General features: G+C 71.4%; 19 protein-coding genes. 11 read left to right on the top strand and 8 right to left on the bottom strand.

Going from position 1 to position 22,352, the window contains the following annotated elements:
* The first annotated feature begins 61 nt into the window (after positions 1-61).
* A complete protein-coding gene (locus tag ACFVGS_RS04865; RefSeq protein ID WP_385690384.1) occupies positions 62-1,060 on the top strand; it encodes a hypothetical protein in 999 nt (332 codons plus the stop codon).
* Positions 1,061-1,159: 99 nt separating this feature from the next.
* Here ACFVGS_RS04865 and ACFVGS_RS04860 read toward each other — a convergent pair whose 3' ends face one another.
* Together ACFVGS_RS04860 and ACFVGS_RS04855 are read right to left on the bottom strand one after the other, a co-directional pair.
* Complete coding sequence (locus ACFVGS_RS04860) at positions 1,160-3,424, bottom strand: (Fe-S)-binding protein (protein ID WP_385690381.1); 2,265 nt, start codon at positions 3,422-3,424, stop codon at positions 1,160-1,162.
* 141 nt (positions 3,425-3,565) lie between these two features.
* Positions 3,566-4,171 carry a sugar transferase gene (locus tag ACFVGS_RS04855; RefSeq protein ID WP_384422466.1) on the bottom strand — a complete coding sequence of 202 codons (606 nt, stop codon included), beginning with the start codon at positions 4,169-4,171 and terminating at the stop codon, positions 3,566-3,568.
* 214 nt (positions 4,172-4,385) lie between these two features.
* Here ACFVGS_RS04855 and dnaK point away from each other — a divergent pair, with 214 nt between their 5' ends.
* From dnaK to ACFVGS_RS04835, 4 genes are read left to right on the top strand one after another with little or no spacing between them, the layout of a single operon-like run.
* Positions 4,386-6,239, top strand: coding sequence for a molecular chaperone DnaK (gene dnaK, locus ACFVGS_RS04850; protein ID WP_384422468.1), 1,854 nt, complete (start codon positions 4,386-4,388; stop codon positions 6,237-6,239).
* Positions 6,239-6,865: a nucleotide exchange factor GrpE gene (gene grpE, locus ACFVGS_RS04845; RefSeq protein WP_384422470.1), complete on the top strand. Its 627-nt coding sequence runs from the start codon at positions 6,239-6,241 to the stop codon at positions 6,863-6,865. The genes dnaK and grpE overlap by 1 nt, the downstream gene beginning before the upstream one ends.
* Before the next feature lie 33 nt (positions 6,866-6,898).
* Positions 6,899-8,080 (top strand): molecular chaperone DnaJ, encoded by a 1,182-nt coding sequence (gene dnaJ / locus ACFVGS_RS04840; protein WP_384422472.1) that lies wholly within the window; start codon positions 6,899-6,901, stop codon positions 8,078-8,080.
* 4 nt (positions 8,081-8,084) lie between these two features.
* A complete protein-coding gene (locus ACFVGS_RS04835) occupies positions 8,085-8,534 on the top strand; it encodes a heat shock protein transcriptional repressor HspR (RefSeq protein WP_384422474.1) in 450 nt (149 codons plus the stop codon).
* A 70-nt stretch (positions 8,535-8,604) separates the two neighbouring features.
* On the opposite strand, the gene ACFVGS_RS04830 is transcribed toward ACFVGS_RS04835, so the two are convergent.
* Positions 8,605-9,627: a helix-turn-helix transcriptional regulator gene (locus ACFVGS_RS04830; RefSeq protein ID WP_384422476.1), complete on the bottom strand. Its 1,023-nt coding sequence runs from the start codon at positions 9,625-9,627 to the stop codon at positions 8,605-8,607.
* A 321-nt stretch (positions 9,628-9,948) separates the two neighbouring features.
* Here ACFVGS_RS04830 and ACFVGS_RS04825 point away from each other — a divergent pair, with 321 nt between their 5' ends.
* Entirely contained in the window at positions 9,949-10,284 is a 336-nt protein-coding gene (locus ACFVGS_RS04825; RefSeq protein WP_384422478.1) for a (2Fe-2S)-binding protein, read from the top strand.
* A gap of 175 nt (positions 10,285-10,459) precedes the next feature.
* Here the strand turns inward: ACFVGS_RS04825 and ACFVGS_RS04820 are convergent, their stop codons facing one another.
* On the bottom strand, positions 10,460-10,873 hold the full coding sequence (locus tag ACFVGS_RS04820) for a pyridoxamine 5'-phosphate oxidase family protein (RefSeq protein WP_384422480.1): 414 nt from the start codon (positions 10,871-10,873) through the stop codon (positions 10,460-10,462).
* Between the two features lie 119 nt (positions 10,874-10,992).
* On the opposite strand from ACFVGS_RS04820, the gene clpB reads away from it, so the two are divergent.
* Positions 10,993-13,590, top strand: coding sequence for an ATP-dependent chaperone ClpB (clpB, locus tag ACFVGS_RS04815; RefSeq protein ID WP_384422482.1), 2,598 nt, complete (start codon positions 10,993-10,995; stop codon positions 13,588-13,590).
* A gap of 193 nt (positions 13,591-13,783) precedes the next feature.
* Here clpB and ACFVGS_RS04810 read toward each other — a convergent pair whose 3' ends face one another.
* The gene (locus tag ACFVGS_RS04810; protein ID WP_384422484.1) at positions 13,784-14,221 is read right to left on the bottom strand and encodes a hypothetical protein; all 438 of its coding nucleotides are present in this window, start codon (positions 14,219-14,221) and stop codon (positions 13,784-13,786) included.
* Positions 14,222-14,326: 105 nt separating this feature from the next.
* Here ACFVGS_RS04810 and ACFVGS_RS04805 point away from each other — a divergent pair, with 105 nt between their 5' ends.
* The gene (locus ACFVGS_RS04805; RefSeq protein ID WP_384422486.1) at positions 14,327-14,863 is read left to right on the top strand and encodes a YbjN domain-containing protein; all 537 of its coding nucleotides are present in this window, start codon (positions 14,327-14,329) and stop codon (positions 14,861-14,863) included.
* 9 nt (positions 14,864-14,872) lie between these two features.
* On the opposite strand, the gene ACFVGS_RS04800 is transcribed toward ACFVGS_RS04805, so the two are convergent.
* From ACFVGS_RS04800 to ACFVGS_RS04790, 3 genes are all read right to left on the bottom strand, one after another.
* Positions 14,873-15,925 carry a hypothetical protein gene (locus ACFVGS_RS04800; RefSeq protein WP_384422487.1) on the bottom strand — a complete coding sequence of 351 codons (1,053 nt, stop codon included), beginning with the start codon at positions 15,923-15,925 and terminating at the stop codon, positions 14,873-14,875.
* Positions 15,926-16,147: 222 nt separating this feature from the next.
* Complete coding sequence (locus ACFVGS_RS04795) at positions 16,148-17,896, bottom strand: NlpC/P60 family protein (protein ID WP_385690371.1); 1,749 nt, start codon at positions 17,894-17,896, stop codon at positions 16,148-16,150.
* 105 nt (positions 17,897-18,001) lie between these two features.
* Positions 18,002-19,186, bottom strand: a complete 1,185-nt coding sequence (locus ACFVGS_RS04790) for a pyridoxal phosphate-dependent aminotransferase (RefSeq protein WP_384422490.1) — start codon at positions 19,184-19,186, stop codon at positions 18,002-18,004.
* Between the two features lie 160 nt (positions 19,187-19,346).
* Between ACFVGS_RS04790 and ACFVGS_RS04785 the strand changes: the two genes are divergently transcribed.
* The 3 genes from ACFVGS_RS04785 to ACFVGS_RS04775 all read left to right on the top strand — a co-directional run bounded on the left by ACFVGS_RS04785 (position 19,347) and on the right by ACFVGS_RS04775 (position 22,312).
* The gene (locus ACFVGS_RS04785; protein ID WP_384422492.1) at positions 19,347-19,556 is read left to right on the top strand and encodes a hypothetical protein; all 210 of its coding nucleotides are present in this window, start codon (positions 19,347-19,349) and stop codon (positions 19,554-19,556) included.
* A gap of 359 nt (positions 19,557-19,915) precedes the next feature.
* Positions 19,916-20,434 (top strand): DUF2617 family protein, encoded by a 519-nt coding sequence (locus ACFVGS_RS04780; protein ID WP_384422494.1) that lies wholly within the window; start codon positions 19,916-19,918, stop codon positions 20,432-20,434.
* A gap of 75 nt (positions 20,435-20,509) precedes the next feature.
* Positions 20,510-22,312 carry a spermidine synthase gene (locus ACFVGS_RS04775; RefSeq protein WP_385690366.1) on the top strand — a complete coding sequence of 601 codons (1,803 nt, stop codon included), beginning with the start codon at positions 20,510-20,512 and terminating at the stop codon, positions 22,310-22,312.
* The last annotated feature ends 40 nt before the right edge of the window (positions 22,313-22,352 follow it).

Below are 22,352 nucleotides of genomic sequence, written 5' to 3'. Positions count from 1 at the left end.
CACACATGGGGCTCCTACCTTGGATTTGTCGCCGAACAAGCCAGGCAAAAGGAACTTTCCCATGCGAATTGCCCGTCGGACCCTCCGTACCGCAGCTGTCGCCACCGGCACCATCGCCGCCCTCGCCCTCCCGGCCGCCGCCGCCTTCGCCGACGACAACCCGGCGCCGACCGACCAGGGGCAGACGCAGGGCCGGATCCAGGACCGGACGCAGGACGAGAACCACGGTCAGAACCAGAACCAGGGGCAGGACGACAACCACGGCCAGAACCAGAACCAGGGGCAGGACCAGGGTGATCGGCAGGACACCACCGAGCCCGTCGTCGGGCGGATCTTCGTCCAGTCGTACAAGCTCGCCGACGGCTCCGTCGCCAAGGTCTACATGACCACGCCGAACGACTACCAGGCCGAGATCTGGGCCGGCGGCACGCTGCTGGACACCCTCACGACCTCCGGGCAGCCCGCGTACGGCCAGAACAACGGCCTGCACATCGTCCTGAACCCCGACGGCACCGTCCGCTCCTGGATGGACAAGGTCCCGACCCCGACGCCGGACCCGAAGCCCACCCCGAAGCCGAAGCCCACGCCCAAGCCCGCCCCCAAGCCCGCGCCGCACCAGGCCGACGCCCGCGTCACGCTGCCCAACGGCGAGGTGGCCAAGCTCTACAAGAAGGGCCCGCGCGTCGAGCTCCGCTTCGGCTCCCTCACCCTCAAGAACCAGACCCTCAGCCACAAGGGCTGGACCTACAAGCTCGTCCCGCAGGGCAAGGGCGTCTACCGCTTCGTCGTCATCGACACCCCGAAGCAGGGCGGCAACAGCTGGGTGTACGACTTCCACGGCAAGCTCGTGCACACGTACACGGCTCAGAAGAAGAGCACCGTCGTCGTGCCGCGCGGCACCGTCCCCAAGGGTGCCGTGAAGGCCGGGGCCGAGGGCGTCGCGCCCGTCTCCGACGACAGCCACGAGGCCGCCCTCATCGGCGCGGGCGGCGGCATGGCCGCCCTCGGTGCCGCCGGTCTCGGCTTCGCCCTCTACCACCGCCGTGGTCAGCAGAACTGACCACGGGCCCACCACACGAAAAGGGCCGCCCCGCGATCACGCGGGGCGGCCCTTTTCGAACCTCCGGCCTTCCGGCCTTCCGTCACATACGGGCGGCGCTTACGCCGCCGGCTCCGGCTCCGGCTCGTCGGCCGTCTCCGGGGCCTCCGGCTCGACCGGGGTCTTCACCGAGTCCAGCAGCAGCTGCGCCACGTCCACGACCTGCAGGCTCTCCTTGGCCTGGCCGTCGTTCTTCTTGCCGTTGACCGAGTCGGTCAGCATGACGAGGCAGAACGGGCAGGCGGTGGAGACGATGTCCGGGTTCAGGGACAGGGCCTCGTCGACGCGCTCGGTGTTGATGCGCTTGCCGATCCGCTCCTCCATCCACATCCGGGCACCACCGGCGCCGCAGCAGAAGCCGCGCTCCTTGTGGCGGTGCATCTCCTGCTGACGCAGGCCCGGGACGGCCGACATGATCTCGCGCGGCGGCGTGTAGACCTTGTTGTGGCGGCCCAGGTAGCACGGGTCGTGGTAGGTGATGAGGCCGTCCACCGGGGTCACCGGGATCAGCTTGCCCTCGTCGATGAGGTGCTGGAGCAGCTGGGTGTGGTGGATGACCTCGTACTCGCCGCCGAGCTGCGGGTACTCGTTGGCGATGGTGTTGAAGCAGTGCGGGCAGGTCGAGACGATCTTCTTCGCCGACTTCGGCTTCTTGGTCGACTCGTCCTCGTCGTCCTCGCCGAACGCCATGTTCAGCATCGCGACGTTCTCCTGGCCGAGCTGCTGGAACAGCGGCTCGTTGCCCAGACGGCGCGGGGAGTCACCCGTGCACTTCTCCTCGCCGCCCATGATCGCGAACTTGACGCCCGCGATGTGGAGGAGCTCGGCGAAGGCCTTCGTCGTCTTCTTGGCGCGGTCCTCGAGGGCACCGGCGCAGCCGACCCAGTAGAGGTAGTCGACCTCGGTGAGGTCCTCGACGTCCTTGCCGACGATCGGGACCTCGAAGTCGACCTCCTTGGTCCACTCGACGCGCTGCTTCTTGGCCAGGCCCCAGGGGTTGCCCTTCTTCTCCAGGTTCTTCAGCATCGTGCCGGCCTCCGACGGGAAGGCGGACTCGATCATGACCTGGTAGCGGCGCATGTCGACGATGTGGTCGATGTGCTCGATGTCGACCGGGCACTGCTCGACGCAGGCGCCGCAGGTGGTGCAGGACCACAGGACGTCCGGGTCGATGACGCCGTTCTCCTCGGCGGTGCCGATCAGCGGGCGCTCGGCCTCGGCGAGGGCGGCGGCCGGGACGTCCTTCAGCTGCTCCTCGGTGGCCTTCTCGTCGCCCTCCATGGTCTTGCCGCCGCCGGCCAGCAGGTACGGGGCCTTGGCGTGCGCGTGGTCGCGCAGCGACATGATGAGGAGCTTCGGGGAGAGCGGCTTTCCGGTGTTCCAGGCGGGGCACTGCGACTGGCAGCGGCCGCACTCGGTGCAGGTGGAGAAGTCGAGGATGCCCTTCCAGGAGAACTGCTCGACCTGGGAGACGCCGTAGACGTCGTCCTCGCCCGGGTCCTCGAAGTCGATCGGCTTGCCGCCGGAGGTCATCGGCTGCAGCGGGCCGAGGGCGGTGGAGCCGTCGGCGTTGCGCTTGAACCAGATGTTCGGGAAGCCGAGGAAGCGGTGCCAGGCGACACCCATGTTGGTGTTGAGCGAGACCGTGATCATCCAGGTGAAGGACGTGACGATCTTCAGCGCCGCGAAGAAGTACGTGAGGTTCTGGATCGTGCTCAGGTCGGCGCCGTCGAGCAGCGCGATCAGCGGGTACGAGGCGAAGAAGCCCGGCTCCCAGCTCGTCAAGTGGTGCTGGACGCCCTCGAGCGCGCGCAGCGTCATGATGCAGACGCCGACGATGAGGATGACGGCCTCGACGAAGTAGGCCTGGCCCGTCTTGGAGCCCGCGAAGCGGGACTTGCGGCCGGCCTTGGTCGGCTTGCTGAGCTGGCGGATCACGATGAGCGTGACGATGCCGAGGACGGTCATCAGGCCGAGGAACTCGGTGAAGATCTCGTACGGCAGCCAGTCACCGATGATCGGGATCAGCCAGTCGGCCTGGAAGAGCTGGCCGAAGGCGTTCACGATCGTGAGCAGCAGCGAGAAGAAGCCGACCGCCACGAACCAGTGCGCCACGCCGACGACGCCCCAGCGGTTCATCCGGGTGTGGCCGAGGAACTCCTTGACCAGCGTGATGGTGCGCTGCTTGGGGTCTCCGGTGCGGGCACCCGCGGGCACGGGCTGGCCGAGCCGCACGAAGCGGTAGATCTGCGCGATGGCGCGGCCGAACAGCGCGACGGCCACCACCGTGATGACGATCGACACGATGATCGCGGCGAGTTGCATGACGGGCTCCTCGAGCGGGCCTCTGCTTCGGGCCTACTAAGCGGTAACTTATTGAGTCCGTGCCGAGATTACCGGTTCGCGGGCCCGCAATGTAGCGGAGCTCACGGTGATCTGTGTCGCTCAGGCAACCCTTGCCGTGACTCAGGCGGCCCGTGCCGCAGGAACCGGTGTCCGGCCTGCCGCGCGACGTTTACGGACTGCTGGAAGCGTACGCGCCAGGATCGCCAGATCCATGCCGAGCCAGTGATGGTCCACATAGTGGAGATCGAGCAGCTCACGCTCCTCCCATGGCAGCTCCGAGCGTCCGCTGATCTGCCAGAGGCCGGTGACTCCGGGTCGTACGGAGAGCCGGCGCCGCCCGTCACCGGTGGACTCCCGGTGGCCGGGCGCCAGCGGGCACGGTCCCACGAGTGACATCCGGCCCCGTACGACGTGCACCAGGAGGGGCAGGTTCGCGAGCGGGCTCTTCGTGCGGAAGGTCAGCATCGTGAAGGTCCGGCCGCCCCGGCCCGCGACCGGGCGGCGGCGCAGGATCCCGCGGGCGCTGCCATGGGTCAGGACGAGCGAGAGGGCGACGCCGGCGAGCAGCGGGGAGAGCAGGACCAGGAGCGCGAGCCCGCCCACCACGTCGAGGGCGCGCTTCACCGCGAAGGTGCGCCCCGCGGTGAAGGGGCGCCCCGCGGTGAAGGTGCGCCCCGCCGTGAAGAAGGGCTTCCCCTTCGCTCCCGTCATCCCCGTCCCCGTCATGCGCGAGCACCTTCCGGCGAGAATCATCGGATATGTCCGGACTCTCTCATGGAGGAGTCGCGGTCCCGGGAAGCGACGCGCCCTGGCGGGCGTCCGTTGAGTGCCCGGCCTGGCGAAGAGTTGAGTCGACTCCACTCAGGTCTGTTGACTCCCGTCCGGGCCTCGTGCATCCTTGAGTGAGTTCCACTCAAGTCAGTCAGCTGGAGGAATCGAAATGGCACGTGCGGTCGGCATCGACCTGGGCACGACTAACTCCGTCGTCAGCGTTCTGGAAGGCGGCGAGCCCACCGTCATCACCAACGCCGAGGGCGCCAGGACCACGCCGTCCGTCGTCGCCTTCGCCAAGAACGGCGAGGTGCTCGTCGGCGAGGTCGCCAAGCGCCAGGCGGTCACCAACGTCGACCGGACCATCCGGTCCGTGAAGCGCCACATGGGCACCGACTGGAAGATCGAGCTCGACGGGAAGAACTTCAACCCGCAGCAGATCTCCGCCTTCATCCTCCAGAAGCTGAAGCGCGACGCCGAGGCCTACCTGGGCGAGAAGGTGACCGACGCGGTCATCACCGTCCCGGCGTACTTCAACGACTCCGAGCGCCAGGCCACCAAGGAGGCCGGCGAGATCGCGGGCCTCAACGTCCTGCGCATCGTCAACGAGCCGACCGCCGCCGCCCTGGCGTACGGCCTCGACAAGGACGACCAGACCATCCTCGTCTTCGACCTCGGTGGCGGCACCTTCGACGTGTCCCTCCTGGAGATCGGCGACGGCGTCGTCGAGGTGAAGGCCACCAACGGTGACAACCACCTCGGTGGTGACGACTGGGACCAGCGTGTCGTCGACTACCTGGTGAAGCAGTTCGCCAACGGGCACGGCGTCGACCTGTCCAAGGACAAGATGGCGCTGCAGCGTCTGCGCGAGGCGGCGGAGAAGGCCAAGATCGAGCTGTCCTCCTCCACGGAGACCACGATCAACCTGCCCTACATCACGGCCTCCGCCGAGGGCCCGCTGCACCTGGACGAGAAGCTCACCCGCGCCCAGTTCCAGCAGCTGACCGCGGACCTCCTGGAGCGCTGCAAGACCCCGTTCCACAACGTCATCAAGGACGCCGGCATCCAGCTGTCCGAGATCGACCACGTGGTCCTCGTCGGCGGCTCGACCCGCATGCCGGCCGTCGCCGAGCTCGTCAAGGAGCTGACCGGCGGCAACGAGGCCAACAAGGGCGTGAACCCGGACGAGGTCGTCGCCATCGGCGCCGCCCTGCAGGCCGGTGTCCTCAAGGGCGAGGTCAAGGACGTCCTGCTCCTCGACGTCACCCCGCTGTCCCTCGGCATCGAGACCAAGGGCGGCATCATGACCAAGCTGATCGAGCGCAACACCACGATCCCGACCAAGCGCTCCGAGATCTTCACGACGGCCGAGGACAACCAGCCGTCCGTGCAGATCCAGGTCTACCAGGGCGAGCGCGAGATCGCGGCGTACAACAAGAAGCTCGGCATGTTCGAGCTGACCGGCCTTCCGCCGGCCCCGCGCGGCGTCCCGCAGATCGAGGTCGCCTTCGACATCGACGCCAACGGCATCATGCACGTGACCGCGAAGGACCTGGGCACGGGCAAGGAGCAGAAGATGACCGTCACCGGCGGCTCCTCGCTGCCGAAGGACGAGGTCAACCGGATGCGTGAGGAGGCCGAGCAGTACGCGGAGGAGGACCACCGCCGTCGCGAGGCCGCCGAGACCCGCAACCAGGGCGAGCAGCTCGTCTACCAGACCGAGAAGTTCCTCAAGGACAACGAGGACAAGGTCCCCGGTGACGTCAAGACCGAGGTCGAGGCCGCCGTCGCCGAGCTGAAGGAGAAGCTCAAGGGCGAGGACACCGCGGAGATCCGCACGGCCACCGAGAAGGTCGCCGCCGTCTCCCAGAAGCTCGGCCAGGCGATGTACGCCGACGCGCAGGCCGCGGGTGCCGCCCAGGGCGCCGCCGGCGCCGAGGGTGCCCACCAGGCCGGCGCCGACGACGACGTGGTCGACGCCGAGATCGTCGACGACGAGAAGCCGAAGGGTGGCGCTGCCTGATGTCGGAGGAGACCCCGGGCTTCGAGGAGAAGCCCGACGTCCCCGCCGACGGCACGCCCGAGGAGACCGAGGCCGCCGAGTCCGCCGCGAAGGCGGACGGGGCGGCCCCGGCCGGGGACGCTACGGACGTAGCCCTGCTGGCGCAGCTGGACCAGGCCCGTACCGCGCTCGCCGAGCGCACGGGCGACCTCCAGCGCCTCCAGGCCGAGTACCAGAACTACCGCCGCCGCGTGGAGCGGGACCGGGTCACGGTCAAGGAGATCGCCGTCGCGGGCCTCCTGACCGAGCTCCTTCCCGTGCTCGACGACATCGGCCGGGCCCGGGACCACGGCGAGCTCGTGGGCGGGTTCAAGTCGGTCGCCGAGTCGCTGGAGACCGTCGCCGCCAAGATGGGTCTGCAGCAGTTCGGCAAGGAGGGCGAGCCCTTCGACCCGACGATCCACGAGGCCCTGATGCACAGCTACGCGCCGGACGTCACCGAGACGACCTGCGTGGCGATCCTGCAGCCGGGGTACCGGATCGGCGACCGCACCATCCGCCCCGCCCGCGTGGCGGTCGCCGAGCCCCAGCCGGGTGCTCAGGGCAAGGCGGAGGAGTCGGATGACTCCGAGAAGGACAGCGAGTAAGAGCCGTACCCGCACGCGGGAGGAGGGACGTCGATGAGTACGAAGGACTTCGTCGAGAAGGACTACTACAAGGTTCTCGGCGTCCCCAAGGACGCCACCGACGCCGAGATCAAGAAGGCGTACCGGAAGCTCGCCCGCGAGAACCATCCGGACGCCAACAAGGGTGACACCAGGGCGGAGGAGCGCTTCAAGGAGATCTCCGAGGCGAACGACGTCCTCGGAGACCCGAAGAAGCGCAAGGAGTACGACGACGCCCGCGCCCTGTTCGGCAACGGAGGCTTCCGGGCCGGCGGCCCGGGTGCGGGCGGCTCGTTCAACTTCGACCTGGGCGACCTCTTCGGCGGCGCCCAGGGCGGGGCCGGTGGCGCCGGTGGCTTCGGCGGCGGTCTCGGCGACGTCTTCGGCGGACTGTTCAACCGGGGCGCGGGCGGTGCGGGCACCCGTACGCAGCCGCGCCGCGGCCAGGACATCGAGTCCGAGGTGACGCTCAGCTTCACCGAGGCCATCGAGGGCGCGACCGTGCCGCTGCGGATGTCCAGCCAGCAGCCCTGCAAGGCGTGTTCGGGCACCGGCGACAAGAACGGCACGCCCCGGGTGTGCCCGACCTGTGTCGGCACCGGGCAGGTCTCGCGCGGCAGCGGCGGCGGTTTCTCGCTGACCGACCCGTGCGTGGACTGCAAGGGCCGCGGCCTGATCGCCGAGAACCCGTGCGAGGTCTGCAAGGGCAGCGGCCGGGCCAAGTCCTCCCGCACCATGCAGGTCCGGATCCCCGCAGGCGTCTCCGACGGCCAGCGGATCCGGCTGCGCGGGAAGGGCGCGCCGGGCGAGCGCGGCGGGCCGAACGGCGACCTGTACGTGGTCGTGCACGTCGACGCCCACCCGGTGTTCGGCCGCAGGGACGACAACCTCACCGTCACGGTGCCCGTCACGTTCGACGAGGCGGCGCTCGGCGGCGAGATCAAGGTGCCCACCCTGGGCGGCCCGGCGGTCACGCTGAAGCTGCCCGCCGGCACGCCCAACGGGCGCACCATGCGCGCCCGGGGCAAGGGCGCGGTCCGCAAGGACGGAACCCGTGGCGACCTGCTGATCACGGTGGAGGTCGCGGTTCCGAAGGAGCTGGACGACAAGGCACGTGAGGCGCTGGAGACCTTCCGCGAGGCGACCGCGGGCGAGGACCCCAGGGCAGAGCTGTTCCAGGCCGCGAAGGGAGCTTGAGGAGATGGAAGGCCGCCGTCGTAATCCCTACCAGCTGACCGACGAGACCCCGGTGTACGTCATCTCGGTGGCGGCCCAGCTCTCCGGTCTGCACCCGCAGACGCTGCGTCAGTACGACCGTCTGGGTCTGGTCTCGCCGGACCGTACGGCGGGCCGTGGCCGCCGCTACTCGGCCCGGGACATCGAGTTGCTCCGTCAGGTGCAGCAGCTGTCCCAGGACGAGGGCATCAACCTGGCCGGTATCAAGCGCATCATCGAGCTGGAGAACCAGGTCGCGGCGCTGCAGGCCCGGGTGGCCGAGCTGTCGACCGCGGTCGAGGGCGCGGCGGCGGCGATGCGCCAGCGCGAGGCGCAGGTGCACGCCTCGTACCGGCGTGACCTGGTCCCGTACACCGATGTGCAGCAGGCGAGCGCCCTGGTGGTGTGGCGGCCGGGCCACAAGCGCGGCGAGTAGTCCCCTCCGGCTGACTCACGAGGCCCCCTCCGCTGCGGCGGAGGGGGCCTCGGCCGTGCTCGCGGCGCCGTCAGTCCTCGCGCTGGTCGTCCTGGTCCTGTTCGAGGATGCCGGACTGGGCGATGAGATAGCCGAGCTGGGCCCGGCTGCCGCTGCCGAGGGCGGCGGCGAGCTTGGCGATGTGGGCGCGGCAGGTGCGGACGTTCATGCCGAGGCGGCGGGCGATGGCCTCGTCGACGTGGCCCTCGACGAGGAGTTTCGCGATGGAGCGCTGGACGCCGCCTATGCCGTCCACGGAGGGCGTGTAGGGCACTTCCTCGTCCCAGGGGACGGCGTGCAGCCAGAACTGGTCGAAGACGCCGACGAGGTACTGCACGAGGCCTTCGTGGCGCAGTTCGAGCGCGACCTGGCGGTCGCTGCGGGCCGGCACGAAGGCGACCTTGCGGTCGACGATGATGAGGCGGTCGATGATCTCCTCGAGGGTGCGCAGCTCGAGCCCGTAGGGGGCCACGCGTTCCACGTAGGCCAGCGTCGCGGGGTGGTGCCGGGCGGTGTGCTGGTAGAGCGTGCGCATGCGGACGCCGCGGTCGAGCAGCGGCTCCATGCGGCGCAGGGCCTGTTCGAGGGTGTCGGGGCGGCGTCCGCTGCCGGGCTGGATGGTGAGCAGCTCTTCCGTGCAGGCGCTGATGACGTGGTCGAGCGTCGCGTTGATCGCGCCGAGGCCTTCGAGCACGGTGATCGCGCTGCCGGTGGAGGACTCCCGGGTGCTCATCGCCATGAACGGCTCGAACGTGTCGGCCAGGGCGATGGCATGCTGACGCCGGGTCTGGATCTCCTGCTCGATGGGGTGTATGAGCTGGTTGAGGGCGACGGACGGCGGCACCGGGTACAGCCACTCGACGTCGTCCGGGCCGGGGCGCAGAAGGGCCAGTTCGGTGAGGCACGGTGCGGCGTCGGCTTCGGCGCGGGCGAGGCGACCCGTGCGCAGGGCGTGTGCGTACAGCTCTTTGGCCACGTCGCACAGTTCACCGCGACTGTGGTTATGTCTGGATTCGCAGGATTCTCGCCTCATTTGCACCCCCCTCAGGGTCATGAATTACAGGAACATGATGCCCGGCGCGGCTGGTGTGGGGGGCGATCGTGGGCCATCGTTTTGGACGCGGGGGGGAGGTAGTGATCAAAAGAGGTGGAGATCGGCCATGACCAGGATGGTTCGTGCACTTGGCGCCATAGCCGTTGCGGCGGCTGCTCTTGGCGCACTCGCCCTGAACGGCGAGCCCTCGTGGGAGATCCCCCCGTCGCATTCCGTGGTGGCGGAGCCGAATGAGCCCTCGTGGGAGAGCACACCTGCGACCGTCGTCCTCGCATCTCCCGGTGAGCCGTCCTGGGAGTTCGCTCCGGCGGGCTCGGAAGCATGATCGTCCCGCCGGACGACCGGTCCTTCCGCCGGGAGATGGCTTCGGCCTACCGATCCGGGTGGCACTTCATCGATCTCGTCACGGCCATCCCCCACCGTGGTGACTCGTTGATGGTGACCCTCTTCGGAGAGCCGATCGTCGTCGCTCGTGAGCAGGACGAGGACGTCCGCGCCTACCGATGTCTTCGCCGCCCACGCGGCGCTCCTCAGCCCGTCCGCTGTGCCATCAGGTACGGCATGATCTTCGTCAATCTGGATCAGCGCGACCACCAGCTGGTCGAGTCCCCGCTGGTCGAGACCGAGACCATCACCGCCACCCCCCGCAGTGCCTGAACGATTCCCCCGTCGTTGTAGATCGTTCAGGTGCTTCCCCCACACAGCGGCGCCATCGCGGACCTGAAACGCGATGGCGCCGCTGTGCGTTCCCGTACGGTCCGGGCCGCTCCGGCCCCGGTCACCCGCGGGCCCCTCCGTGCGCCGGCCCCGGTCACGCGCGGGCCCTCCGGGCTCAGGCCCGGCCCATCGCCCGGGTGAGGGCGATCTCGATCACGACCCGGTCCGGGTTCGGCGTCGGGACCCGGTTGTAGCGGGCCGCGTAGCGGTCCACCGCGTCCGCGACCGCCTCCGCCTCGGTGCGGATCCGCGCCACGCCCTCCAGTGTGGCCCAGCGCCCCTTGTCGACCTGGCAGACCGCGACCCGCGCGCCGTCCGGGCCCGCCGCCAGGACGTTGGCGACCTTCCTGCTGTGCTTGTTGGTGATGACCCGGGCGATGCCCTTCTCGCCGCCCTCGGGGTCGTACGTGACGCCTACCGCCACCACGTGCGGGGTGCCGTCGGGGCGGGGCGTGGTCAGCGTGCACATGTGGTACTCGCGCCAGAAGGCGAGATACGAGTCGCTCGGCTTGCTCGGATCGATGGCCATGCCCCGGAAACTACTCCCGGAAGAAGTCGGGCCGATACCTTGAGCGGAATGGACTCAACTTTGTGTACGCTGGAGGAGTCATGAAGAAGGAGTCGTAGATCCGAGGAGGAGCCCCGCACGTGGACGCCGAACTGACCAACAGGAGCCGGGACGCGCTGAACGCGGCGAGCAGCCGCGCCGTGTCCCAGGGGCACGCCGACCTGACCCCCGCCCACCTGCTGCTCGCGCTGCTGGCCGGTCAGGACAACGAGAACATCACCGATCTGCTCGCCGCCGTCGACGCCGACCAGGCCGCCGTGCGCTCCGGCGCCGAGCGGCTGCTCGCCGCGCTGCCGAGCGTCACCGGGTCCACGGTCGCGCCCCCGCAGCCCAACCGCGAGCTGCTGGCCGTCATCGCCGACGCCGACGAGCGCGCGAAGAAGCTCGGTGACGAGTTCCTGTCCACCGAGCACCTCCTCATCGGCATCGCCGCCAAGGGCGGCCGGGCCGGCGAGCTGCTCGACGGCCAGGGCGCCACGGCCCGCCGCCTCCAGGACGCCTTCGAGAAGGCCCGTGGCACCCGCCGCGTCACCACCGCCGACCCGGAGGGCTCGTACAAGGCCCTGGAGAAGTTCGGCACGGACTTCACGGCCGCCGCCCGCGAGGGGAAGCTCGACCCGGTCATCGGCCGGGACCACGAGATCCGGCGCGTCGTCCAGGTCCTCTCCCGCCGCACCAAGAACAACCCGGTCCTCATCGGCGAGCCCGGCGTCGGCAAGACCGCCGTCGTCGAGGGCCTGGCCCAGCGGATCGTGAAGGGCGACGTGCCCGAGTCGCTGCGCGACAAGCGGCTGGTCTCCCTCGACCTCGGCGCGATGGTCGCCGGCGCCAAGTACCGCGGCGAGTTCGAGGAGCGGCTGAAGACCGTCCTCTCCGAGATCAAGGAGAGCGACGGGCAGATCATCACCTTCATCGACGAGCTCCACACCGTCGTCGGCGCGGGCGCCGGCGGCGACTCCGCCATGGACGCCGGCAACATGCTCAAGCCGATGCTGGCCCGCGGCGAGCTGCGCATGGTGGGCGCCACCACGCTCGACGAGTACCGCGAGCGGATCGAGAAGGACCCCGCCCTGGAGCGCCGCTTCCAGCAGGTCCTGGTCGCCGAGCCGTCCGTCGAGGACACCGTCGCCATCCTGCGCGGCCTGAAGGGGCGCTACGAGGCCCACCACAAGGTGCAGATCGCCGACTCCGCGCTCGTCGCCGCCGCGACCCTCTCCGACCGCTACATCACCTCGCGCTTCCTTCCCGACAAAGCCATCGACCTGGTCGACGAGGCCGCGTCCCGGCTGCGCATGGAGATCGACTCCTCGCCCCTGGAGATCGACGAGCTCCAGCGCACCGTCGACCGGCTGCGGATGGAGGAGCTCGCCCTCTCCAAGGAGACCGACGAGGCCAGCCGGCAGCGCCTGGAGAAGCTGCGCCGCGACCTCGCCGACCGCGAGGAGGAGCTGCGCGGCCTCACCGCCCGCTGGGAGAAGGAGAAGCAGTCCCTCAACCGGGTCGGCGAGCTGAAGGAGCAGCTCGACGAGCTGCGCGGCCGCGCCGAGCGCGCCCAGCGCGACGGCGACTTCGACACCGCGTCCAAGCTGCTCTACGGGGAGATCCCGGCCCTGGAGCGCGAGCTGGAGGCCGCGAGCGAGGCCGAGGCCCAGCAGGAGGCCTCGAAGGACACGATGGTCAAGGAGGAGGTCGGCCCGGACGACATCGCCGACGTCGTCGGCGCCTGGACCGGCATCCCCGCGGGCCGTCTCCTGGAGGGCGAGACGCAGAAGCTGCTGCGCATGGAGGACGAGCTGGGCCGCCGCCTGATCGGCCAGGGTGACGCCGTGCGGGCCGTCTCGGACGCGGTGCGCCGCACCCGCGCCGGAATCGCCGACCCGGACCGGCCCACCGGCTCCTTCCTCTTCCTCGGCCCCACCGGCGTCGGCAAGACCGAGCTCGCGAAGGCGCTTGCCGACTTCCTCTTCGACGACGAGCGGGCCATGGTCCGCATCGACATGTCGGAGTACGGGGAGAAGCACTCCGTCGCCCGCCTCGTCGGCGCGCCTCCCGGCTACGTCGGCTACGAGGAGGGCGGCCAGCTCACCGAGGCCGTCCGCCGCCGCCCGTACAGCGTCGTCCTCCTGGACGAGGTGGAGAAGGCCCACCCGGAGGTCTTCGACATCCTGCTCCAGGTCCTCGACGACGGCCGGCTCACCGACGGCCAGGGCCGCACGGTCGACTTCCGCAACACGATCCTGATCCTCACCTCCAACCTCGGCAGCCAGTTCCTGATGGAGCCGCTGACGAGCCCGGAGGAGAAGCGGCAGCAGGTCCTGGAGGTCGTCCGCGCGAGCTTCAAGCCCGAGTTCCTGAACCGGCTCGACGAGATCGTGGTCTTCTCCGCCCTGGAGCAGGACGAGCTGGCCCGGATCGCCCGGCTCCAGATCGACCGCCTGGCCCGCCGCCTCGCCGACCGCCGGCTCACCCTGGACGTCACGCCCGAGGCCCTGGCCTGGCTGGCGGAGGAGGGCAACGACCCGGCGTACGGCGCCCGGCCGCTGCGCCGGCTGATCCAGACCGCGATCGGCGACCGCCTCGCCAGGGAGATCCTGTCGGGCGAGGTCCGCGACGGGGACACGGTCAGGGTCGACCGGTTCCAGGACGGCCTGATCGTGGGCCGGGCCGAGTCCGAGTAGGGCCCGGACCGCAGCAGCCGGTCCGGCAGAAGCCGGACTGGCAGCAGCGGACGGGAGCAGCCCGACCGGCAGAAGCCGGACGGGAGCAGCCGGACCGCAGTGGTCGGACCGCAGAAGCCGGACGGGAGCAGCCGGACCGCAGCGGTCGGACCGCAGAAGCCGGACGGCAGCAGCCGACCGCAGCGGTCGGACCTCAGGAGTCGTGGGCGAAGACGCGGACCAGGGCGGTGCCACCGCCCTCGTCCGTCACGGTGACGCCCGCCTCGTACGCCTTCCCGGACACCGGGGCGAACTCGACGTGGTGGCGCCGCCCGCCCTCCGACACCGTGGCCGTCGGATAGGTCGCGGTCAGCCACCCCGCCACCTCGTCGGCGGGCATGCGGAACTCCGCCTCGACGTAGCTGTCCTGCCAGTGCGCGTACGTGCAGTGCGCGTCCCGGGCGCTGACGGGCAGCACGGCGTACGCGTACGCCAGCGCCTCGGCGCAGTCCACCGGCTGCGGCTTACCGGCCTCCGAGAACGAGTACGCGCCCCAGGCCGCGCACGACACCGGAAGCCCGCAGCACACGAACAGCCCAACCGTGATCCCGACCCACCAGCGCCGCGAGCGCTTCCTCTGCCTGGCCTCCATGGGGCGAGATCATGTCAGCCCGCAGCTGATCGCGCCGTGGGGACTTGCCACGCCCCGCCCGCCATGAGGGAGGATGGCGAGCATCCGTACGAAGGGAAGAACCCGGTGAGCATCGACCCGTCCTCGATTCCGAATTTCGGGGCCCAGCCCCAGCCTCAGGCCTCAGGACCGGCGGGCCCCGTCGTTCCCGACCAGGACCTCGTCAAGCAGCTCCTCGACCAGATGGAGCTGAAGTACGTCGTCGACGACGAGGGCGACCTCGCCGCCCCGTGGGAGGACTTCCGCACGTACTTCATGTTCCGCGGCGAGGCCGAGCAGCAGGTCTTCTCGGTGCGCACGTTCTACGACCGCCCGCACGCCGCGGACGACCGCGCCCGGATCCTCGACGCGATCGACGACTGGAACCGGCGCACCCTGTGGCCCAAGGTCTACACCCACCTGCACGAGGAGGAGGACGGCTCCGCCACCCTCCGTCTCATCGGTGAGGCCCAGATGCTGATCGGCACCGGTGTGTCGCTGGAGCACTTCGTGTCCTCCACCGTCAGCTGGGTCCGCGCCTCGATCGAGTTCGACAAGTGGATCGTCGAGCAGTTCGGCCTCGAGGCCCCGGAGGACAAGGAGCCCGGCGACTCCGCCGAGTAGTCCCCGGTCTCACAGGGCCATGCGTGCGAGCGTCAGCACGTACGGCGCGTAGGCGAAGGAGAGCCCGGCCAGGCCCGCGATCACCACGATCGCGGCGCCCGGCCGGGCTCTCGTCATCGCGCGGGCCAGCGGCAGCAGCAGCGGGAAGGCCGGCAGCAGGAAACGCGGCTTCGACTCGAAGAAGCCCGAGCCGCCGACGGTGATCAGGACCAGGACGGCGGTGTAGACGAGCACGGGCACCGGCGGGCGTTCCCCGGACAGCAGGAGCGCGAAGAGCAGCACGCCCGCCCCGGTGATCACCAGCGCCATCACGTAGCCGAACTCGGTCGGCCCGGTCACCATGCCGCGCACGAAGCGCAGCGCGCCGCGCCCGAGGTCGAAGCGGGAGGTCCAGCCGTCCTGGACGGCGAAGTAGCCGCCCAGGAGGTCGCCGCGCCGGGCGCCGACCCACAGCAGGTACGACAGCCAGCCGGCCGGCGCGAGCGCGGCGCCCGCCCACACCGGCCAGTCCGCCCGCCCGCGCCGCTGCCACAGCTCGAGCCCGGCCGCGGCCAGTACGGCGGCCGCGATGGCGACCCCGTTGGGCCGGGAGAGGCCCGCGAGCGCGGCGAGGGTGCCCGCCCACAGCCAGCGGCGGGTCAGCAGGGCGTACAGCGCCCAGGCCGCGAACGCGGTCATGAGCGGCTCGGTGTACGCCATGGACAGCACGATCGAGTGCGGCAGCAGGCCCCACAGCAGGACGGTGAGGATCGCGGCCGGCCGCCCGCACAGCCGCTCGGCGACCAGGTAGATCCCCCAGGCCGCGGCCCCGGCGGCGAGCCAGGACAGCAGCAGTCCGGCCGTCCCGTAGGCGACCGGCAGGACGGTGGCAACGGCCCGTACCAGCCCCGGGTAGAGCGGGAAGAACGCCAGGTCGGACTGGACGGCGCCGTCGGGCCAGAACAGGGTGCGCCCGTACCCGTGGGCGGCGATGCGCGTGTACCAGTCGGAGTCCCAGGACTTCGCGAGCAGCGCCCGCGGCGAGCGCCCGACGCGCCAGGCCCACAGGGCCAGCACCAGCATTCCGGTGAGCCGTGCGGCGGCGAAGAGCCCGAGGGCGGGCGCCGCCCGGTGCAGCGAGGCCCGCCAGCGGGGAACGCGCCGGGCGGACGCCGGGGCGGCGGCGGACGCCGGGCGGTCGAGAGTCTCGGCGGACAGGGGGCACCTCCGTGCACGCGAAAACCGGTCTTTACCCGACAAGTCGGTTTACCTGACCGGAGCCACGGCGCGGAGGGGGCGCGCCCGTCAGAAGCGGCGGATCACCCGCAGACTGCTCGTGTACAGATCGCTCGCCGACGCGTTGAGCACCGACTTGCCGCCCACGTCGCCGATGGTGGGGCCGTCGGGCGTCTTGCGGCTGGAGACGAACCGCTGACGGCCGTGCTGGTCGGCCCCGACGTAGATGCCGGTGTGCGAGACGGCGCCGTCCTCGTTGTCCCAGAAGAGCACGTCACCGATCCGCAGCCCGTCGAGCGGCGGCGCGGTGCCGGTCGCCCGGGCGACCACCACACCCGGGGCGGAGGCGGCCTGGTCCACCGACCTGCGGGGCAGGTAGCGGCGGGCCGGCTCGTCCGGGGCGATGCCCATCGGCACGCCCATCCAGTGGCCGTAGACCATCCGGACCAGGCCCGAGCAGTCGAGGTAGCGGCCGTGGCTCTTCAGCACGCCCGTCTCGCCGCTCGGGAAGGCCCAGCCGTCGATCCCCATGTACTCGTGGAAGTCCGCCCCCACCGCGTGCAGCCCGGTCACCGGGTCCGGCGCGCTGTAGCCGGCCGTGCCGAGCACCTGCGCGCCGCCCCGCGCCGGGTCGGTGACGGCGGGCGCGTTCGGCAGGAACATCGCCGCGTAGGCCAGGGCGTCCGGCGAGCTGTCGCCCGCCCAGGCCCGGACCCGCTGCTCCACGGCCGGCGTCCACGTGCCGTCGAAGGGCTCCGGAAGGACCCGCACCCAGGTGTCGTGCGTGATGACCGGCGGGTCGGTCCACGACGCCTCCTCGACGAGGAAGTCGTAGACCCGGGCCTCCACGCCCGTCTGCGCGCCGGGAGCCGCGTACGCCCGGACGCCGACGGCGCCCGCCCCGAGGGCCGTGTTCGCGTCGGGGTCACGCAGGCTGTGGACCCAGTCCGGCAGGTCCGCCTCGGCCACGCCGTGCTTCCACGCGCGGACGCGCAGCACGTTGCCGGTCTTCTCGGCCTGCACCCACCAGTGGTCGTACGCGGCGAAGCCGGTGCCGACCGTGACGGGCGCGCCCAGCACGCTCACGGCGTTGTCCAGCGCCTTCTCGAGGACGAGCTGCACCTCCCGGGCCGGGGTGACGACCAGGCGGGCGCGGTAGTGGGTGTCGAGGCTCGTCAGGGAGAAGGTGAGGGCCAGCGAGAGGGGCGCGCCGACGGGCACCTGGGTGAACGAGAAGCGGGCGCGGGCGCGGACGTCGCCGAGGTCCTTGTCGGAGAGGTAGGCGTGACGGCTGGAACCGGTGGCGGAGAGCGTCACGGCACCCCGGCCCCCGGTCACCTTGTAGTCCGCGACGTCGGCGTCGTCCGCGGAGCGGGGCCACCACGTGCCGCCGTTCGGGGACGTGCCCCAGCCGGCGGTGCCGTCGGTCAGTTCCCGGTCGAAGTGGTCCTCGACGCGCCGCTTCTGCTCGGTGAACCAGCGCCTCGGCCCGCGCACCGTGACCGTCCTCGCCCCGGTCGTGAGGGTCGCGAGCACACCCCTGCCGTCCGAGACCTCCAGGCCGCCGGCGATCGTACGGGTGGTCAGCGCCCCGGCCGGGTGCGCGGTGAAGTGCCAGGGATCGGTCGGGTCGATCAGCACCGGGACCCGGGCGCCGGGCACGGTCGGGGCGAACGGCTCGGCCCTCGGCAGCGCCGGGGGCGTCTCCGCCGCGGCGGCGGCCGGCGCGGCGGCCAGCGGCAGCGCGCCGCCCGCGGCCGCTCCGGCGAGGGCGAGGAGCGTCGATCTGCGGCTCGGCTGGAACGTCGGTACGGACATGCGTGGATACCCCCCACAGGAACGGCGCGTGATCGTTCGACCAGGCGAGGGGACCCTATCCGTGCCGTCCGCCGTACCGGATGCCCGGCCCGGCACCGGCCCCCGTCAGCCGGCCGTCAGCCCCTTCAGCCGCTCCACCGCCTCCTCGAGGACGTCGAACCTCTTGCAGAACGCGAAGCGGACGAAGGGCGCGCCCTCCTCGCGGTGGTCGTAGAAGACGGCGTTGGGGATGGCGACCACGCCCGCGCGTTCGGGGAGGGCGCGGCAGAAGGCGAAGCCGTCGGTCTCGCCGAGCGGGCGGATGTCGGTGGTGACGAAGTAGGTCCCGGCCGGGCGGTGGACGCCGAAGCCGGCCGCGGCCAGGCCCTCGCTCAGCAGGTCCCGCTTGGCCTGGAGCTCGGCGCGCAGGCCGTCGGTGTACGTGTCGGGGAGGCGCAGCGCCTCGGCGACCGCGTACTGGAAGGGGCCCGACGAGACGTAGGTGAGGAACTGCTTCGCCGAGCGGACGGCGCCGGTCAGCTCGGGCGTGGCGGTGATCCAGCCGACCTTCCAGCCGGTGAAGGAGTACGTCTTGCCGGCCGAGCCGATGGTCACGGTGCGCTCGCGCATGCCGGGCAGGCTCGCGATCGGCACGTGCTCGGCGCCGTCGAAGACCAGGTGCTCGTACACCTCGTCGGTGACGACCAGCAGGTCGCGCTCCTGGGCGAGTTCGGCGATCGCGGTCAGCTCGGCGCGGCCGAGCACGGTGCCGGTGGGATTGTGCGGGGTGTTGAGCAGGATCAGCCGGGTCCGCTCGGTGACCGCGGCCCGCAGCTCGTCCAGGTCGAGCGCGAAGGCGCCGTCGTGCGGGCGCAGCGTGACCGGGACCCGGGTGCCGCCGGCCATGGCGACGCAGGCGGCGTACGAGTCGTAGTACGGCTCCAGGGCGATCACCTCGTCGCCCGGTTCGACCAGCGCGAGCAGCGCGGCGGCGATGGCCTCGGTGGCGCCCGCGGTGACCAGGACCTCGCTGTCGGGGTCGTACGCGAGCCCGTAGCGGCGGAGCTGGTGCTCGGCGATCGCGGTGCGCAGCTCGGGCACGCCGGGGCCCGGCGGGTACTGGTTGCCGCGGCCCTCGCGCAGCGCGCGGACGGCGGCCTCGCGGATCTCCTCGGGGCCGTCGGTGTCGGGGAAGCCCTGGCCCAGGTTGATCGAACCGGTCCGGGTGGCGAGCGCGGACATCTCGGCGAAGATCGTGGTGCCGAACTCCGCGAGCCGTCGGTTGAGCAGCGGTCGTGTCATGCCCGCCATCCTCGGGCGAAGCTCTGGACTTGCTCAAGTGCGCTTTGGGCGCGGTCCGGGGCGGGCATCCCCCTCGCAGAGCCGACGGGGCTCACCGAGCTCACGGAGCCGGCGCGGCCGACGGGGCCGACGGGGCCGACGGGGCTCCTTCTCACCGACGGGGGACGACATGGAAGTTGTGGTGGTCATCGCACTGGTGATCCTGGTGATCATCGGTTTCTCGGCGGCGTCGGGCGGCGGATCGTCCCGCAGGCGCCGGCGGCGGCGTGGCGGCTGGGGCAGCGGGGACTCGACGGGTGGCGGCGGCTGCGGCTCCTCGTCCTGCGGCTCGTCCTCGTGCGGGGGCGGCGGCTGCGGCGGTGGTGGTGGCGGCGACTGAGCCGCGGAGCGCGGGGTACACGGGCAGGGACCGGGTGACGGCCGGGCGCGGACGGGCGGCCCGACGGGATGGTGTGCCGGGGCAACGGCCTTCGGTGACCGTTCCGTTGGGTGATTGTGGGAACCGCGCGATCGATTCCGACTGAACAGTTGAACCGTGGGGCCCCCGAGGGGATGGAAACCACGTCAAGTTGGGTAAAAACGCTGTGACCTACCCACGGTTCATGATTCCCTCGCTGTCGAGAACATCCAGCCCTCGGACCGTGTGTGGACCCGAGACGGCGATCCCCACTCCCGGTCGAAACCCTTCACCGGGACGCCCCCGGCCCACCCGTCAAACCGTGTTTGCGGAGCCGATCCATGCTCACGACCCTGAAGACCTCCTACACCGACACCCGCGCGGCCGACCTCGCCTGGGCGCTGGGGCGCGACCCGCTGCCCGCGCTCGCCGTGCTCGATCTCGAACTAGCCGGAGCCAAGCTGCAGTTGCGGCTGCTCGGCGCCTCCCATCAGGTCCTCCTCGAGGAGGAGGACCGCAGTTGCTCGGAGACCGTCGCCTGCATGCCCGGCAGCAGCACCCCGCTGCCGCTGGGCGTGTCGAAGCGGGTCGGCGAGTGGGAGTACGAGTTCGCGGCGCGCGTCGAGACCCTCACCCAGGGCTCGTTCGCGGGCCGCGCCCAGGAGTTGCTCGCGCTCGTCGCCGACCATCCGCACGGCCTCGCGGGGACCTTCCCCGGCTCGCCGCACGCCTTCACGGCGATGCTGGCGCAGCGCCACGAGGGTCAGGTGCGGTGGCGCACCTGGCACGCGTACCCGCAGGAAGGGCAGTTGGTGGTGACCCGGACCCAGATCGGGGCCCGTATGCCCGCTTCGCTCTGACGCGCCGTACACATGCCTCAGGTGCACTCGTGTGGGTGACAGGCGGCCATACGTGCGTGACGTAGCGTTACGAACATGATCGACCCGCCCGTGACCATGCCGCCGCCTCCCAAGCGGGCGGCTCGGTTGCCCGTGCGGCCGGGCGCGGTGCGGTACCCGGTCCTGGCGGTGGTCTTCGTGTGCGCCGCCTGCGGGCTGGTCTACGAGCTCGAACTGGTGGCGCTCGCCTCCTATTTGATCGGTGACTCGGTCACCCAGGCGTCCGTCGTGCTGTCCGTCATGGTCTTCGCGATGGGTGTCGGCTCACTGCTCGCCAAGCGGCTGCGCTGCCGCGCGGCGGTCGGCTTCGGACTGGTCGAGGGCGGTCTGGCGCTGATCGGCGGCTGCTCGGCGATGGTGTTGTACGCGGCCTTCGCCTGGCTCGGCGAGTCGCGCTACGTGCTGGTGGCGTTCTCGCTGGCCATCGGCGTGCTGATCGGGGCGGAGATCCCGCTGCTCATGTCCCTCATCCAGCGCGCGGAGTCGGCCCGCGGGCAGAGCGGGGCGGGCGCCGGCGGCGGCACCGCCGAGGGCCGGGACGGCGGTGGTTCCGAGGTCCGGGGCGGTGGCGGCCATGAGGTCCGGGGTGGCGGCGCCGACGGCCGGGACGGCGGCGGGTACGAGGCCCCGGGCGGCGGTCGGTCCGAGGGCCGGGGTGGCGGCGCGGCCGGAAGCCGGGGCGGCGGTGGGCGGCGGGAGGCGCACGACGCCGCCGGGACCGTCGCCGACCTGTTCGCCGCCGACTACGTCGGCGCGCTCGTCGGCGGGCTCGCCTTCCCCTTCCTGCTGCTGCCCTGGCTCGGCCAGCTGACCGGCGCGCTGGTCACCGGCGCCGTGAACGCGGTGGCCGGCGGCGGCCTCGTGCTGTGGCTGTTCCGGCACGACCTGACGGCCCGTTCGCGGACCCTGCTCGTCGGCGTCAACGTCGCCGTGCTCGCCGTCCTCGCCACCGCGACCGTGCTCGTCGACGACTTCGAGCAGGCGGCGCGCCGCGCGGTGTACGGCGACAGCGTCCGGGTCGCCGTCCACACCGAGCTCCAGGAGGTGGTGGTGACCGGCGAGCGGGGCGGCCCGCCCGACCTGTTCCTGAACGGCCGGCTGCGGGTCGGCGGCGAGGACGAGTACCGGTACCACGAGGCCCTGGTGCACCCGGCGATGAACGGCCCGCACGCGCGCGTGCTGATCCTCGGCGGCGGCGACGGGCTCGCCGCCCGCGAGGTGCTGCGCTACGGGGACGTCCGGGCCGTCACCGTCGTCGAGCTCGACCCCGGCGTCGTCCACCTCGCCCGTACCGACCCGGACCTCGCCGCGCTCAACGAGCACTCCTTCCGCGACCCGCGCGTCACCGTCGCCTACGGCGACGCCTTCACCTGGCTGCGCTCCTCCCGGCCCGTGCAGGAACGGTACGACGTGGTGATCTCCGACCTGCCCGACCCCGGGATCACCCCCAGCGCCAAGCTCTACTCGGAGGAGTTCTACGGGCTCGCCGCCGGCGCGCTCGCCGACGGCGGGCGGCTCGTCGTGCACGCCGGATCGGCCGCCGCCCGCCCCCGCACGTACTGGACGGTCGACGCGACCCTCCGCGCGGCGGGCTTCGCCACCCGGCCGTACGGGGCGGGCCGCTCCGCCGACGGCGCCGGGCCCGGCGAAGGGGAGTGGGGCTTCCTGCTCGCCGCACCCGGCGGCCGCCCGCCCGCGCTGGGCCTCGACGACGCCGCGCCCCGGCTCCGCTCGCTGACCGCGGGTGTCCTGACCGAGGGCGGGAGCCGCGTGGAGCGCAGCCGTACGGGAGCGGCCGAGGGACTGCCGCCCTCGACGCTCGTGCACCCGCGCTACTGAGCGGAACCGGGCGGACGGGCGAGGGGAGGGGCGTACGGGG

Origin of the sequence: Streptomyces sp. NPDC127114 (assembly GCF_042677525.1) — a bacterium.
Classification (GTDB): Bacteria; Actinomycetota; Actinomycetes; order Streptomycetales; family Streptomycetaceae; genus Streptomyces.
The sequence above is the reverse complement of the archived record's forward strand: the minus strand, read 5'-3'. Positions and strand labels throughout refer to the sequence as shown.